A 15,479-nucleotide genomic window follows, 5' to 3' on the forward strand; every position below is an offset into this window, starting at 1 on the left:
GGCGACATCGAGGTTTTGACAATACGCCACCGTATGTCAATCTGATGGCCCGCCTTGCCCGTCCTCCGCGATGAACGCCCGCCTGCTCCGCCACGTCCTCAATTTCTGGCCGCCGTTCCTGTTCAGCGGCGTCCACGTGCGCGCCATCGACGCCGACTACCGCCATGCCTCGGTGGAGTTGCGCCTGCGCCCCTGGAACCGCAATTACGTGGGCACGCATTTCGGCGGCAGCCTGTTCGCGATGACGGATCCGTTCTGGATGCTGCTGGCGATGAACGCCCTGGGCCGTGACTACATCGTCTGGGACAAGGCCGGCGAGATCGAATTCGTCAGACCCGGACGCAGCCACGTGCAGGCACGCTTCGACCTCGACGAGACCACCCTGCAGGCCCTGCGCGATGCCACCGCAGGCGGCGAAAAGCTGCTGCACTGGTTCGACACCGACGTCGTCGATGACGCCGGCGAGGTCGTCGCCCGGGTGCGCAAGCAGCTGTACATCCGTCGCAAGAGACGCGCCCGGCCGGTCGCCGACGCTACTGGCTGACCGGCACCTGCCAGGTGGCCGGCCCCCGATTGGAGTAGAGGCGGAAGCCGAGCGTCCGTCCGTCGCCGCCAGGCTGCAGCTCGCGTCCGGGACTGCGCAGTGCGGCCGGACGCAAGGCCAGCCGTGCCTCGAGCGGTAACGGGTCGGACTCGCTCGACCGGAGCCACAGCAGGGTGGCCATCAGGCGCATCCGCATCAGGTGGTCCTGGCCGCGGCGGTGGTAATCGTCATAGGCAGGCGCCGCAATGGACGTGAGGATGCAGCCCAGGACGTTGGCCACGCACTCGGTCTCGAAGCCGTCCGCCAACGGCGCGCGAGTGAATGCCTCGTCCTGTGACAGCCGACGGGACGCATGCTCGTCGCAGGCCCGGGCATGGAACCGGGCCAGGCGTCCGCGCGAAGCCTCGGCGTCGTACGTGAAGAAGGCATGCCAGGGTAGCGGCTCGCCCCCCAAAGACCCATCCGTCATCAGGTGACCGCTGACCAGCCGGAACTCGCCTTTCATCGCTTCGCAGACCGAGGCCTCCCCGACGTCGGGCGCGGCGAAGGCGACCCGGCAGGAATCGGTGATGGCCGCCCGGCGGTCCCTGGCCAGCATGGCAGCGAACAGGCGCGAGGCGCCGTCATGGACCCGCTCGGCGACCATGCTGACGACGAGCGAGTCAGAGTTCGCCACCAGCGGCCGCCATGCCGACGCCACCTCGCACACGGCATCCAGGCCCGCCTCGACGTCCCCCCGGTCGTACTGCAGGGCCGCCCAGGTGAGCGCCGCCCGGGGCACACTTGCCAGATGCGCCGGGAACGGCGCATCCACGCGTGGGGGAAAGGCGTTGCGATAGTAGCCATACTCCGCCAGAGCCGCGACCTGGGCATGCATCGCCTGCAAGCGTGCTTCCTGGCCAGCCAGGGGTTCCCGGTGCCGCCGCACATGCGCCAGGCAGTCCTGGTCGAAGTCGCACCAGGCATCGTCGCGCCCGCCCTTCGGGACAAGGACCGGATAGTCCGTCGAAGCGCCGCTGGCGAAGTTTTCCACCGTCTCGTCGCCTTCCAGCGCCGCGACGTTGCGCTCGAAGCGTTGGACGTCGTCCGCAGCGGCCGCCTCGATCCGGCCCGCGGGTACGTCGTAGCCAAGCAACCAGACGGCCGCGAATGCATTCTCGCCTTCGACCTCGGCAGGCAGCTCCATCATCTTCACGAGGCCCTGTCGTTCAGCGCTGCGCCCCTGCTGCCGCGCCAACAGGAACATCGCGGCCGCCGCCAGGAACGCGAACAGCAACGCCCCGCCCACCCACTTCCCCCACTGCGCCATCCCGGCCTCCAAAATCCAATCCACATCAAGCGATCAATTTGATCGCCATCCCAATTTGAGGATGCACTCCCCGCAGGCTGAACAGGGCCAGGAGCCAAGCGCGCCCGAGACGCATTGTTGGCGGTATGCTCGACTCCTCGCAACAGGGGGCGGGAATGTCGTCGCACGCAACCAGCACTGAAATCGGATCGGTCCCGTTCCCGGAAATCCAGGGCTACCGGCTGCTGCGCGTGCTCAACCACGGTTCCGCATCGACGGTCTACCTGGGCGAGCAGGAATCGCTCGCGCGCGAAGTCGCGATCAAGGTGATGCTGCCGCAGGCGCTCAGCGACGAAGTCAGCCGTCGTCGCTTCGAGAACGAAGTGCGCACCATCGCCCGGCTCGAGCATCCCCATGTGGTCACCATCCACGAGGTCGGACGCACCAAGGGCGGCCTGCCCTACTATGCGATGCCCTACATGCCGCGCGGCCACCTGGGCCAGCGCAGCTTCCGCAAGCAGGTCGCCGTGGGCGACGAGCGCCGGGTGCTGGAGATCGTCCGTGCCCTGCTGTCGGCCCTGGAGTACGCGCACGGCCACGGCGTCGTCCATCGCGACGTCAAGGCCGAGAACGTCCTGTTCGACGACTCCGACCGCCCGCTGCTGGCCGACTTCGGCATTGCCCTGCGGCGCGGTTACGGCCCGCGTGTCACCGCCACCGGCATGGCCGTGGGCAGCACCGCCTACATGGCACCCGAGCAGGCGCGCGGCGAGGACGTCGACGGTCGCGCCGACCTCTACAGCCTCGCCGTGCTGTTGTGGGAGCTGTTGACCGGCGCTTTGCCCTACCAGGCGTCCGATGCGCTGTCGATGGCGGTCATGCATGCCAAGGACCCCATCCCCAAGCTGCCGATGCGCCTGCGCCACTGGCAGCGCTTCATGAACCGCGCGCTCGCCAAGGCGCCTTCCGCGCGTTTCCAGGACGTCGCCCAGATGCGCGAAGCGATCGAACGCGTGCAGACGCGCAGCGCGTTGCCGGGTGTCGCCGTGCTGCACGGCCTCGGCGAGGGCTTCCGACGGCATCGCGTCGCCCTGGCCGCGGGCGCTGCAGCGCTGGTGGTGGTGGTGGCGCTGGCAGGCCTGCTGCGCGACGGGGGCGAGGGCTTCTTCGTCGCCGAGAAGCCGCTCGAGGCCGCGCCGCCGCCGCCCGACCCCACCGAATCGATGCTCCGCCCGCTGCCCGAGGCGCCGATCCAGGTCGCCCTGGAAAGTGCGCGGCGCCAACTCGACGCGCGCAACCTGACCGCTCCCGAGGGCGACAACGCATACGCCACGCTGCTGGAAGCATGGCGCCTGGAGCCGGACAACAGCAACGTCCACGGCCTGCTGGGCGAACTGGACGGCGCGCTGTCGGCCGAACTGCTCGACCACCTCCAGGCCGGTCGCTTCGAACGTGCCCGCGACTACCAGCAACGGCTGGCGGAACTGGAAAGCGAAACGGGCATGCTCGACGTCGCCGCCGCGCGCAAGCGGCAACAGCGGGTCGCAGGCGCCCTGGACAGGCACGTGAACGATGCCGTCTCCCGTAACGACCGCCCGACCGCGCGCCGCGTCGCCGCCCTGGCCCCTGACTTCGACCTGCCGCGCAGCGAATCGGCGCGCCTGCTCGCGCTCGCCGAAGCGCCCATCGAGGACGATGCCGGCGAGACCGTCGCGGACGCGGGCGGCGCCCATCGCATCGAGCTCCAGCCGGTGACCGTGGCCGATTACACCCGCTTCGCCGAAGCCACCGGCCGCAAGCCCGCGCTGTGCCGCGAGCGCGCGTCCCTGCTGCGCGTGCTCAACCCGCGCAACTTCAAGGACCCCGGCTTCAGCCAGGACCCGGGGGCGCCCGTCGTCTGCGTATCCATGGCCGACGCCGAGGCCTATGCGCGCTGGCTGGGCCGCCGCGATGGCCACCAGTACCGATTGCCGACGGTGCAGGAATCTGCCACGCGCGCCGCGTCGATGCCCGGCGGGCGCGCACTGTCGCTCTGGCAGCGCGACTGCGGCAAGGATTGCAACCAGCGCCAGGTGCGGGGCACCTCCTGGCGCAGCGACCGGAGCGAACGCCTGCTGCAGTCCGACCGCGGCTATGACGACGTCGGCTTCCGCCTGACCCGCACCGACTGAGGCGCCGCCCCGGCGCCGTACTCCGGCGCGGTCGCCCCACGTACAATCCGCGGATGCGCCTCCAGACCCTGCAACGCTTGTTCCTCACCGGCCTGCTCACCCTGCTGCCCCTGTGGCTGACCTGGGTGGTGGTGAAGTTCGTCTTCGTGTTGCTGACCGATGTCAGCAAGCCCCTGGTCGGGCCCGTCCTGGCCCAGGTCGCCGCGTCCGCGCCGCAGACCCTGGGCTGGATGGACGACCCGTGGGTCATCACCGTGCTCGCCCTGCTGGCCACGCTCGGCGTCATCCTGCTGTCGGGGGTCATGGCGCGTCGCGTCTTCGGCCAGCGGATGCTGCGCTGGATGGAGTCGCTGATCCAGCGCATCCCGTTCGCCAGCACCATCTATGGCAGCGCGCGCAAACTGCTCGACATCCTGCAGACCAAGCCCGACGGCACCCAGCGCGTGGTCCTGGTGGACTTCCCGCACACCGAGATGAAGTCGATCGGCTTCGTCACCCGCGTCCTCAAGGAACAGGGCACCGGGCGCGAGCTCGCCGCGGTGTACGTGCCCACCACGCCCAACCCCACGTCCGGCTACCTGGAGATCGTGCCCGTCGAGAAGATCACGCCGACCGACTGGACCGTGGACCAGGCGATGAGCTTCATCATCTCCGGCGGCGCCGTCTCGCCCGAGTCCATTCCCTTCAGCCCACCGCCGGCGGCGCCCGCGGGAGCGGCGGGATCGTGACGCGACCGCTGCTGGAGGACCGCGCCACGCGACTGTTCATCGTCCTGGCGGCGTTCTTCTGCGCCAATGCGTTGTTGGCGGAGTTCATCGGGGTCAAGATCTTCGCGCTCGAGGACACGCTGGGCATCGCGCCGCTGCAGTGGAACCTGTTCGGGCAGACCGGCTCGCTGAGCTTCACCGCCGGCACCCTGCTCTGGCCGGTGGTGTTCCTGATGACCGACGTCATCAACGAATTCTTCGGCCGCCGTGGGGTCCGCTTCATCTCCTGGCTGGCGGTGGGCCTGATCTGCTACGGCTTCCTCTTCGCCTTCGCCGCGATCGCGCTGGCGCCCGCGCAATGGTGGGTGGTCGCGGCCCGGCCACAGGGCGTGGACGACTACCAGGCCGCGTTCGCCGCGGTCTTCGGCCAGGGGCTTTGGACCATCGCCGGCTCACTGGTGGCCTTCCTGCTCGGCCAGCTGATCGACGTGGCCGTCTTCCATCGCATCCGCCGCGCGACCGGCGAACGCTGGGTATGGCTCCGCGCGACCGGCTCGACCGCGGTATCGCAGCTGGTGGACAGTTTCGTGGTGCTCTACATCGCCTTCGTCCTGGGCCCCCAGAAGTGGCCGACCTCGCTGTTCATGGCGGTGAGCACGATCAACTACGCCTACAAGATGCTCGCGGCCGTCGCGATGATCCCGCTGATCTACCTGCTGCGCGCCGGCATCATCCGCTACCTGGGGCGCGAGCGCGCGGACCGGCTGCGCGAACACGCCAGCGCCTGACGACGGCGGCGACGCGCGCCGGCATGACCATCGGCCCATGCCCTTTGCCCCGCCATGCAATGATGCTGGGGCGTTGCGCGCGCCAGGACGGCTCCGCGCCCAGGGCCCCGAAGGATCGCCGGCCCCGTACCCGCCACCCCTCCACAAGGAGTTCCAGATGACCCCGTCCCGCCTTGCCCGGACCCCGCTGACCGCCGCCCTGGCCGTCGCGATCGCCTTCACTGGCCTGGCCCTGGCGCCGGCCCAGGCCGCCCATGGTCAGGCCGCCCTCCCGCTCTCGGCGGCGATGGCGACCGATGCCGCGAAGGTCGCCCGGCTCGATGCCCTGTACGAGCAGTACTGGGAGGAAACGCTGGAACTCAACCCGCTCTCGGCCACCTTCCAGGGCGATCCTCGCTACAACGATCGCCTGCCGAACTTCCTGTCCGAGGAATACCGCCAGAAGTCCCACGACTTCACCACGCGCTGGCTCAAGACCGTCGAGGACATCGGGCCCGAAGGCCTCGATGGGCAGGCATTGATCAGCTACGAGATGTTCGTGCGCGACCAGAAGAACGAACTCGCCGGCGAGCAGTTCCCCGGTTGGCAGCAGCCGATCAACCAGTTCTACAACCTCGCCGCCATGGCGGTGCAGCTCGGCTCGGGCACGGGTGCCCAGCCGTTCAAGACCGTCGAGGACTACGACAACTGGACCAAGCGCGCCTCGCAGGTGCCGGTGCTGTTCGACCAGGCCATCGCCAACATGAAGGTCGGCGTGGAGAACGGCGTCGTGCAGCCGCGCGCCCTGATGGAGAAGGTCGTCCCCCAGCTCGACGCGTTGATCAAGGACGATCCCACCCAGACCCTGTTCTGGGGCCCCATCAAGAACATGCCCGAGTCCTTCAGCGAGGCCGACCGCACCCGGCTCACCGCCGAGTACAGGGCACTGATCGCCGATACGCTCATGCCGGCCTACAGCGAGCTGCGGACCTACATCGTCGACGACTACATGCCGCACACCCGTGAAAGCGCCGGCATGGACGCACTGCCGAACGGTGAGGCCTGGTATGCCTTCAACGCCCGCCAGCGCACCACCACCGACCTGACCCCGGCGCAGATCCACGACATCGGCCTGTCCGAGGTCAAGCGCATCCACGGCGAGATCCGCGACGTGATGAAGGAGGTCGGCTTCGAGGGTTCGCTACAGGACTTCTTCCGCTTCATGCAGGACGACCCGCGCTTCAGCTTCGAGACCGAGGACGCGTTGCTGGCCTACTACCGCGGGCTGGAGGACAAGATCGACGCGCACGTTCCCAAGCTGTTCTCGCTCACGCCGAAGGCGCCTTTCGAGATCCGCCCGGTCGAGCCGTTCCGCGCGCAGTCGGCCGCCGGCGGCTCGTACATGAGCCCCAGCGAGGACGGCACCCGGCCGGGCATCTTCTACGTCAATACCTACGACCTGCCGACCCGCAAGACCTGGGACGCGGAGGACCTGTACCTGCACGAGGCCATCCCCGGCCATCACTTCCAGCTCGCGCTGCAGCAGGAACTGACCAACCTGCCGAAGTTCCGTCGCTTCGGCGGCGAGACCGCGTTCACCGAAGGCTGGGGCCTGTATGCCGAGTCCCTGGGCAAGGACCTGGGCGTCTACACCGATCCCTACAACTACTTCGGCTACCTGCAGAACGAGTTGTGGCGCGCCATCCGCCTGGTGGTCGACACCGGCCTGCACAGCAAGGACTGGACCCGCGAGCAGGTGATCAAGTACATGCTCGACAACTCCGCCGAGAGCGAGACCCAGGCCACCGCCGAGGCCGAGCGCTACATGGCGATCCCGGGCCAGGCGCTGGCGTACAAGATCGGCGAGCTGAAGATCAAGGAACTGCGCGCACGCGCCGAGAAGGCCTTGGGCGACCGCTTCGACATCCGCGAGTTCCATGCCGAGGTGCTCAAGGACGGTTCGGTGCCGCTGGAAGTCCTGGAAGGCAAGATCGACCGCTGGATCGCCGCCAAGCAGGGGTGATCCCTATCGGGCCGTCCTCGCGCGGACGGCCCTTTCGAAGCAAGAAGAGAGCCGGCATCGCGCCGGCTCTTTTCTTGGGCTCTTTTCCCAACCGGGGGGAACAGGGTGCACGGCCGGCCCAGGCAGCCTGCCAACACCCGGGGCGACGCGCGGGGGGGCGGACCACCGTCCGGCAGCCCGCACACGGCGTCATCCCAGCCAACGCTGGGATCCAGCTCTTGCTTTCGACCTGGCCCTCGACCATCGCCCCGGGCACCGGGTCGGCACGGGACCTGGCGCGGGCGCCTGGCGTGTCGCGCAGCGGCGCCGCTCATACCGGGTCCCCGGGTGCGCTCCGCTTACCCCGTCTACGCGGCATGTCGCCGTTGCAGTTGCCGTTGCAGTTGCCGTTGCCGTTGCCGTTGATCTTGATCTTGACCTTCGCGACTTTGAGGCCGCCACGGCCGGGGCGCACAGGGAACCGGACCACTGGCCGATGGAGCCGGCGGTTTTGGTTCCTTGGGGACTTGCACGCGCAGCGGACGAAAGCCCCTGACTTTGACTGGGCTTCAGCCCCCCTCGCAGGAGGGACAGCACGGAGTAAATCCCATCGTGCATCTTGCGTGAAATACCGTGCCGGTGGGTTTCGCGTTTGGCTCTACCCACCCTACGAGGCGGGATGAAAGGCAGAACCGTAGAACCGTAGGATGGGTAGCGCGAAGCAAAACCCATCATTCATCGTGCATGCGAGCACGCGACAGTGGGCCTCGCTTTCGGCTCGACCCACCCTGCGCCCCACGCGGACGGCCCTTTCGAGGCAAAAAAAGAGCCGGCATCGCGCCGGCTCTTTCTTCTTGCAATCGCAGGGCTCAGGCCCCGGCGCCACCGCTGCGCGAGGCACCGCTGCGACGGCTGGGGCCACCGCGCTGCTTCGGCCCGGCATGGGCGTGGCGCGGCGCCGGCTTGCCGTGCGGACGATGGCCCGGTGCCCGACGCGCGCCGGGGGCGTTGTTGCCACCACCGCCCCGCTTGCTGCGCGGGTTCGGGATCGCGACGTCGAGACGGATCGGGCGACTGGGCTCGAAGCCCTCGACCTCGATCATCTCGACGTCCTTCTTCAGCACGCGCTGGATCTGCCGCAGCAGGCCACCCTCGTCGTGCGAGACCAGCGACAGCGCCTCGCCCGACGCGCCGTTGCGACCGGTGCGGCCGATACGGTGCACGTAGTCCTCGGCGACCATCGGCAGGTCGAAGTTGATGACCAGCGGCAGGTTGGGGATGTCCAGTCCGCGCGCGGCCACGTCGGTCGCCACCAGCACGCGGGCCTTGGCCGCCTTGAAGGCGTTGAGGGCCTTCTGGCGCTGCGCCTGGCTCTTGTTGCCGTGGATCGCGACGGCCTTGATGCCGGCCTTGTCGAGCTGCTCGGCCAGGCGGTTGCAGCCGTGCTTGGTGCGGCCGAACACGATCACCTGGTCGGTGTGGCGCTTGGCGAGGATGTCGATCAGCAGGTCGCGCTTGCTGTCGACGTCGACCGGATGGGCCCGGTGCGCGATGGTCTCGGCGATGGTGTTCTGCGCGGCCACCTGTACCTGGCGGGGATCGCGCATGAACTCCAGCGCCAGCGCCTTGATCTGCGCTTCGAAGGTCGCCGAGAACAGCAGGGTCTGGCGCTCGCGCGGCAGCTTGACGAGGATGCGCTTGATCGCCGGCAGGAAGCCCATGTCGAGCATGCGGTCGGCCTCGTCCATGACCAGCACTTCGATCGCGTCCAGGCGCACGCTGCCGCGCTCCATGTGGTCGATCAGGCGGCCGGGGGTGGCGACGAGCACGTCGACGCCACGGCGCAGTGCATCGACCTGCGGTCCCATGCCGACGCCACCGAAGATCATGCAGCTGGCGACCTGCAGGTGGCGGGCGTAGCCACGCAGGTTCTCGTGGACCTGCACCGCGAGTTCGCGGGTGGGCACCAGGACCAGCACGCGCGGCTTGCGCGGCCCCTTGGCCGGGGTGGTCTTGGACAGGCGGTTCAGCAGCGGCAGGCTGAAGGCGGCGGTCTTGCCGGTACCGGTCTGGGCGCCGCCGAGCAGGTCGTGGCCGGCCAGGATCAGCGGGATCGCTTCGGCCTGGATCGGGGTCGGCGTGGCGTAGCCCTGTTCCGAGAGCGCACGCAGCAACGCGGGCGCGAGCCCGAGGGATTCAAAAGACATGTGGAGCTCCAATTCCTGATCCGCATCCATGGATGCGGAATCACCCGGAGCTTTCCCTGTAGCCGCGCTGCGAGTCGTTTTTTTGAACGGCACCGGATGCTCCGGGCCGTGTCGGCGCTACGAATGACGTGCGGAATACAGGCCGCGCCCCGCCCCTTGGGGGCGCCCAGCGGGATCGTGTCCCGTTGGATGTGGGGTGCGGCAGGATATAGCTGGGAAACGTACCCTTTCGGGCAGCAACCGAGCACCAGACGCCGCGCACTCTACGCGAAAGGCCTCGCCCGCGCCAGCGCAAGCGGACCCGGCGGCGTCCAGGCCGCGTCGCTGTCGCACTCCCCGTTCAGCTTGGCGCGCCGGTGCGACGGCAGGACTGGACGCGGTCGAGGACGGCGATCGCATGTGCCAGCGCCGCGCGTTCCTCCCCACAGAGCCCCGGGTGCCAGATATCGAAGATCAACACGGTACGCACCCGCTCGCCGCGATTGCATGCGCTGTGGAGGAAGGCGTCGTCGAAGACCAGGAAGTCGTCGTGGACCCAGTGCCGCGTCTCGCCAGCGACGGTGATCGAACAGCCCCCGGGCAGGTCGACCGGCAGGTGGGCGGTCAACTTGATGTTCGACAGGCCATGGTGCGGGGGGAGCTCGGTCCCGGGCTTGAGCCGGGAGATGAAGCACTCCGGCGCGTGCGGCGGGTACTGCGCCAGCGGCGCCTGGGCGAGGAAGTCGCGCGTCACGGGCAGCCGTGCCACCAGGGCCTCGTCCCATTGTTCGCGTCGCAACAGGTGACGCGCCGACCATTCCAGGCTGTCCGCCAGGCGCCCCCATTGCCGGTCGCCCGATGCCCGGGCGTCGACATAGGGCCGGAACGCCACGTCTTCGGCGAGGAAGCCGAGCAGCTCCTCACGCACCGGGGCGATCAGGCGCTGCAACGGCGCGAGTTCGGGCAGTTCCGGCGTGGAGAACCAGGCCTGGGCCGGCAGCGCCGGGTAATAGAGGAAATTCGGTTGTTGCAGGGGCGAGCGGAAGCGCCCCGGCTGGCGCCCGAAATACACGTCCAGCCACAGCCGGAACCCCGGATGCGCCGATACCGCCTGCAGGTGCCCATGCAGCGCCGCCGGCAGCGCCGCGCCGAAGGCCGGGGTGACCGCCTCGCCGCTGTGCTCCAGCACGTCGCAGGCCTCGGCCACGGCCGCGGGGGTGCGGGCCTCGCGGAGTGCCTGGATGAACTGCGTTTCGACTGGCTTCATGGCCCCATTGTCCCGTCTCCGCGGGCTTTGCGGTACCCGTTGCGGCCACAGCCGGGGCGGCTGCATGACCTTCTGCACCCTCACGGGGCCTCGAAGCGGTCTATGGTGGCATGTCGCCCCGTGGGCGTACCGATCCCCCGGCCTGCACGCCTTCGCAGGCGCCGCCGGGCGGCTCGACCCGACATTCCTTCACAAGGCCGGAGCACCGTGACCGTGAAAAAACCGCAGATCCTCCTTCTCTCCCTCGCCATCGCGGCGACCGTCGCCGCCTGCGCCAAGCCCGACGAGGCAGCGCCGGCCGCGACGACCGAAGCCGCCGCCTCGCAGGAAGGCGGCATCACCCTGGACGAGAGCAAGCTGCCGCCGATGAACAGCTTCCTCGCCAGCGACCTGGACCCGAGCAAGGACGCCTGCACCGACTTCGGTGGTTACGTGAACGGCAAGTGGCTGGCTGCCAACGAAATCCCGGGCGACCGCACCTCCTGGGGCGCGTTCGAGATGCTGGCCGAGCGTTCGCTGGCCGTGCAGCGCCAGATCGCCGAACAGGCCGCCGCCGACAGCAACGCCACCGGCGTGGAAAAGATCATCGGCGACTTCTGGTCCACCGGCATGGACGCGGAGAAGATCAATGCCCAGGGCATCGACCCGATCAAGGGCGAACTGGCCGAGATCGAGGCGCTCGACAGCCAGGACAAGATCGCCGACTTCCTGCGCAGCAGCGCCGCCAAGGGCCGGTTCTACCTGTTCGGCTTCGGTCCGGAAGCCGACTTCAAGGACTCGACCATGAACATCGCCTACGCCGCGCAGGGCGGCCTGGGCCTGCCGGACAGTACCTACTACTCCGACCCGAAGAAGGCCGACAAGCTCCAGGCCTACCAGGCGCACGTGGCCAAGGTGCTCGAGCTGGCCGGCGCCAGCGCCGAGGACGCGGCCGCGCAGGCCAAGGACGTGGTCGCGTTCGAGACCCGCCTGGCGAAGGCGTCCAAGTCCAGCGAGGAGCTCTCGCGCGACGTCGAGCTGTACTACAACCCGGTGACCGTGGCCGAGGCCGACGCGCTGACCCCCAACTTCCCGTGGACGCGCTTCTTCGAGTCCCAGGGCCTCCAGGCGCCGAAGATGTTCTCGCTGGCGATGCCGGACTTCCACAAGGAAGTCGACGCCATGCTCGCCGACGTCCCCGACGACCAGTGGCGCAGCTACCTGCGCTTCCACGCCGTCGACGGCGCGTCGCCGTACCTGTCCGACGCCTTCGTCGAGGAGAACTTCAACTTCTACAACAAGGCCCTGCGTGGCCAGAAGGAGCTCAAGGAACGCGGCAAGCGCGTGCTCGGCACCATCGAGAACGCCGCCGGCGAAGCACTGGGCCAGCTCTACGTCGACGTGGCGTTCTCGCCCGAGTCCAAGGAGCGCATGGAGACCCTGGTGTCCAACCTCAGCGATGCGCTCAAGGGCCGCATCGAGAACCTGGACTGGATGACCGACGAAACCAAGGCCAAGGCCATGGAGAAGTGGGCCGCCTTCACCCCGAAGATCGGCTACCCGGACAAGTGGCGCGACTGGAGCGGCCTGTCGACCAGCCGCGACAGCTACATCGGCAACGTGCTCGCCGCGATGGAGTTCAACTACAAGTGGGAGCTGTCGAAGATCGGCAAGCCGGTCGACAAGACCGAGTGGGGCATGAGCCCGCAGACGGTCAACGCCTACTACAACCCCTTGCAGAACGAGATCGTGTTCCCGGCCGCGATCCTGCAGCCGCCCTTCTTCGACGCCAAGGCCGACGACCCGCTCAACTATGGCGGCATCGGCGCGGTCATCGGCCATGAGATGACCCACGGCTACGATGACCAGGGCAGCCGTTTCGGGCCCAGCGGCAACTTCGAGGACTGGTGGAGCGACGCCGACGCCAAGGGCTTCTCCGGGCTGACCGACAAGCTGGTCAACCAGTTCAACGGTTACAAGGCCAACGAAGACGAGCACGTCAACGGCAAGCTGACCCTGGGCGAGAACATCGCCGACCTGGGCGGCCTGGCCACGGCCTACGACGCGATGAAGAAGGCCACCGAAGGCACGCCCGATCCGATGATCGACGGCATGACCCGCGACCAGCGCTTCTTCGCCAACTGGGCCACCGTGTGGCGCCGCAACTTCACCCCCGAAGAGCTGAAGGTGCGCCTGGCCACCGATCCGCACGCGCCGGCGAACTTCCGCGCGATCGGCGCGCCTTCGAACCTGCCGGCCTTCGCCGCCGCGTTCGAGTGCAAGCCGGGCCAGCCGATGGTGCGCCAGGGCGACCAGCAGGTCATCATCTGGTGATCGCCGCTTCGTCCACGTAACACCTGCGAAGGCCCGGCATGTCCGGGCCTTCGTCTTTCTGTCTGCCCCCCAACCGGTGGGCCGGTCGTGACGCAGGGGTCATCGGGGGCCTTGTTACACTCCGGCCCTCCCCCGGATGGAAGCCGACATGCCCGCACTTCGCCCGCTCAGCGGCGCCCTTGCACTTGGACTGGCAGCGGCGCTCGCGTCGCCCGCCAGCGCCGCCAAGCCACCGGTCGCCTGCGCCGATTTCCACGGCAACACCAACGCCGACTGGCTGGCGGCGAACCCGCCGCCCGCCGACACCGGCATGGTCTCGGCGATGGGCCAGCTGGCCGCACGTGCGCGGCAACAGCAGATCGACCTGCTGGAGGCGGCCAAGCGGGCGCCCACCGGCAACGTGCAGACCCTGCTGGGCGACTTCTGGGCCAGCGGCATGGACGAGGCCGGCGTGGAGCGCGACGGATCCAACCCGATCGCGCCGCTGCTCGAGCGCATCAACGCCATCCGCCGCGACAAGGACATCCCGCCCGCGATCGCCGCCCTGCACCAGGTCGGCATACCGGTGGTGTTCAACTTCAGTCCCGACGTGGACCTCAACGATCTTTCCCGGCACATTGGCTACTTCAGCCAGGGCGGACTGGGCCTGCCCGACCCCGCCTTCTACACGCGCACCGATGCCGATACCCGCACGGTCCTGGCCCAGTACGGCAAGTACGTCGAACAGATCCTGGTCCTGACCGGCACCCCGGCCGGCGAGGCGGCCGCCGAAGCCGCCCAGGTGATCGACCTGGAGACCCGGATCGCCCGTGCGTCGCGCCCGATCGTCGAGCTGCGCGATCCGCGCAGCAACTTTGCCCCGGTGCCGGCCGCCGGGCTGGACACGCAGTACCGCAAGCTGCAGCTGGAGGATTTCATCGTCGCCCAGCAGGTCGGCGACGCCACCGTATCGATGGCCAACCCTGCGCTGTTCGCCACCCTCGACAGCCTCGTCGACGACCTCAAGCCGGCGCAGTGGAAAGCCTACCTGCGATGGCGGGTGGGCGATGCCATGGCGCCCTACCTGTCCCGGGCATTCCGCGACGCCAGCTTCAACTTCCGCGGACGCGTGCTGGAGGGACGCCAGGCACCACCCACGCGCGAACAGCAGGTGCTCGACGCCATCAACCTGGCGGCAGGCCCGATGCTGGGCCGCGAGTATGCGCAGCGTTACCTGGACGCCGGCACCGAGGCGCGCGCCGAGACGGTGGCGGCCGACATCCGCGACGCGCTGGGCGCCGCCCTGGAGCGCGACCCGCGCCTGGGCGCCGCGGCCAAGGCCGAGGCACGGGCCAAGCTTGCCGCGCTCGAGATCGAGATCGGCATGCCGGACCGTGACATCGACTACACGGTGCAGCCCGTCGGCCGCGGCAGCTTCGGCGGCAACATGCTGATCGCCTCGACCTGGCGACACGGGTCGGAGATGCGCCGGATCGGCGAGGCGAACGCTTCGCGCCGCTGGAACGTACAGCCGCAGACGCCCGCCCTGGCCTACGACATCACCCTGAACCGCCTGCTGGTGACCGCCGCGATGCTGCAGGCACCGGTCATGGCGGCGACGCGCGGCGAGCCCGCGCAGTACGGCGCGTTCGGCGCACTGGTGGGGCACGAACTGACCCACGGCTTCGATGCGCGTGGCCGCCTGGTCGATGCCCGCCTGGACGTGCGCGACTGGTGGGAGGCTTCCGACGCCAACGCCTGGAACGCACTGGCCTCGCGCGTGGCCAGCCAGTACGCCGCCCTGCCCTATCCCGCACTGGAAGGCGTCAAGGTCAACGGCGTGCAGACGCGCGACGAAGACCTCGCCGACCTCTCCGGCGTGGAGCTCGCCTGGGCGGCCTTCGAGGCCCGCCACCCCGACGCCGACAAGGCCGCCCGGCAGGACTTCTTCAAGGCCTGGGCAGGCCTGTGGGCGCAGGCGATGACGCCTGCCGCCGCCACCGCGATGGCCTCCACCAGCGTGCATGCGCCCGGCCAGTGGCGAGCCAACGCTCCGCTCGCCAACCTCGCCGACTTCGGCGAGCTCTACGGCTGTCGCGTCGGCAGCGTGATGCGCAACAAGCCCGACGACCGCATCCAGGTCTGGCCCTGACGGGTCCCGACGTGGAGCATCCCGCAGCGGGATCGCGGGACGGTCCAACGGAAACGGCGCGGGAGACCGCGCCGTTTCATTGACCCTCTCGCGCAGCGCGCGG

At 68.9% G+C, this 15,479-nt stretch carries 10 protein-coding genes; 7 read left to right on the top strand and 3 right to left on the bottom strand.

All coding sequences use genetic code 11. The annotated features are described in order from the left end of the window. Positions 1-70: 70 nt before the first annotated feature. Positions 71-544, top strand: a complete 474-nt coding sequence (locus tag FKV25_RS10395; RefSeq protein WP_141518735.1) for a DUF4442 domain-containing protein — start codon at positions 71-73, stop codon at positions 542-544. On the opposite strand, the gene FKV25_RS10400 is transcribed toward FKV25_RS10395, so the two are convergent. Next, entirely contained in the window at positions 534-1,820 is a 1,287-nt protein-coding gene (locus FKV25_RS10400) for a hypothetical protein (protein WP_141518736.1), read from the bottom strand. The genes FKV25_RS10395 and FKV25_RS10400 overlap by 11 nt on opposite strands. A 188-nt stretch (positions 1,821-2,008) precedes the next feature. On the opposite strand from FKV25_RS10400, the gene FKV25_RS10405 reads away from it, so the two are divergent. The 4 genes from FKV25_RS10405 to FKV25_RS10420 all read left to right on the top strand — a co-directional run bounded on the left by FKV25_RS10405 (position 2,009) and on the right by FKV25_RS10420 (position 7,500). Continuing rightward, complete coding sequence (locus FKV25_RS10405; RefSeq protein WP_170218611.1) at positions 2,009-4,003, top strand: bifunctional serine/threonine-protein kinase/formylglycine-generating enzyme family protein; 1,995 nt, start codon at positions 2,009-2,011, stop codon at positions 4,001-4,003. A gap of 53 nt (positions 4,004-4,056) precedes the next feature. After that, positions 4,057-4,731, top strand: a complete 675-nt coding sequence (locus tag FKV25_RS10410) for a DUF502 domain-containing protein (RefSeq protein ID WP_141518738.1) — start codon at positions 4,057-4,059, stop codon at positions 4,729-4,731. After that, a complete protein-coding gene (locus FKV25_RS10415) occupies positions 4,725-5,498 on the top strand; it encodes a queuosine precursor transporter (RefSeq protein ID WP_141518775.1) in 774 nt (257 codons plus the stop codon). The genes FKV25_RS10410 and FKV25_RS10415 overlap by 7 nt, the downstream gene beginning before the upstream one ends. A 157-nt stretch (positions 5,499-5,655) precedes the next feature. Beyond that, complete coding sequence (locus FKV25_RS10420; protein WP_141518739.1) at positions 5,656-7,500, top strand: DUF885 domain-containing protein; 1,845 nt, start codon at positions 5,656-5,658, stop codon at positions 7,498-7,500. A gap of 848 nt (positions 7,501-8,348) precedes the next feature. Here FKV25_RS10420 and FKV25_RS10425 read toward each other — a convergent pair. Both FKV25_RS10425 and FKV25_RS10430 read right to left on the bottom strand, forming a co-directional pair. Further along, the gene (locus FKV25_RS10425) at positions 8,349-9,686 is read right to left on the bottom strand and encodes a DEAD/DEAH box helicase (RefSeq protein ID WP_141518740.1); all 1,338 of its coding nucleotides are present in this window, start codon (positions 9,684-9,686) and stop codon (positions 8,349-8,351) included. Positions 9,687-10,026: 340 nt separating this feature from the next. Further along, a complete protein-coding gene (locus FKV25_RS10430) occupies positions 10,027-10,932 on the bottom strand; it encodes an aspartyl/asparaginyl beta-hydroxylase domain-containing protein (protein WP_170218612.1) in 906 nt (301 codons plus the stop codon). A gap of 102 nt (positions 10,933-11,034) precedes the next feature. On the opposite strand from FKV25_RS10430, the gene FKV25_RS10435 reads away from it, so the two are divergent. Beyond that, entirely contained in the window at positions 11,035-13,245 is a 2,211-nt protein-coding gene (locus FKV25_RS10435) for a M13 family metallopeptidase (protein WP_170218613.1), read from the top strand. A 148-nt stretch (positions 13,246-13,393) separates the two neighbouring features. Then, on the top strand, positions 13,394-15,376 hold the full coding sequence (locus FKV25_RS10440) for a M13-type metalloendopeptidase (protein WP_141518743.1): 1,983 nt from the start codon (positions 13,394-13,396) through the stop codon (positions 15,374-15,376). The last annotated feature ends 103 nt before the right edge of the window (positions 15,377-15,479 follow it).

It is taken from the genome of Marilutibacter aestuarii (assembly GCF_006546775.1).
Classification (GTDB): Bacteria; Pseudomonadota; Gammaproteobacteria; order Xanthomonadales; family Xanthomonadaceae; genus Marilutibacter; species Marilutibacter aestuarii.

Excerpts from the sequence above, each read along its gene's own strand:
- FKV25_RS10395 (WP_141518735.1), top strand. The coding sequence starts at position 71 with ATGAACGCCCGCCTGCTCCGCCACGTCCTCAATTTCTGGCCGCCGTTC.
- FKV25_RS10405 (WP_170218611.1), top strand. The coding sequence starts at position 2,009 with ATGTCGTCGCACGCAACCAGCACTGAAATCGGATCGGTCCCGTTCCCG.
- FKV25_RS10410 (WP_141518738.1), top strand. The coding sequence starts at position 4,057 with ATGCGCCTCCAGACCCTGCAACGCTTGTTCCTCACCGGCCTGCTCACC.
- FKV25_RS10420 (WP_141518739.1), top strand. The coding sequence starts at position 5,656 with ATGACCCCGTCCCGCCTTGCCCGGACCCCGCTGACCGCCGCCCTGGCC.
- FKV25_RS10425 (WP_141518740.1), bottom strand. The coding sequence starts at position 9,686 with ATGTCTTTTGAATCCCTCGGGCTCGCGCCCGCGTTGCTGCGTGCGCTC.
- FKV25_RS10430 (WP_170218612.1), bottom strand. The coding sequence starts at position 10,932 with ATGAAGCCAGTCGAAACGCAGTTCATCCAGGCACTCCGCGAGGCCCGC.
- FKV25_RS10435 (WP_170218613.1), top strand. The coding sequence starts at position 11,035 with ATGGTGGCATGTCGCCCCGTGGGCGTACCGATCCCCCGGCCTGCACGC.
- FKV25_RS10440 (WP_141518743.1), top strand. The coding sequence starts at position 13,394 with ATGCCCGCACTTCGCCCGCTCAGCGGCGCCCTTGCACTTGGACTGGCA.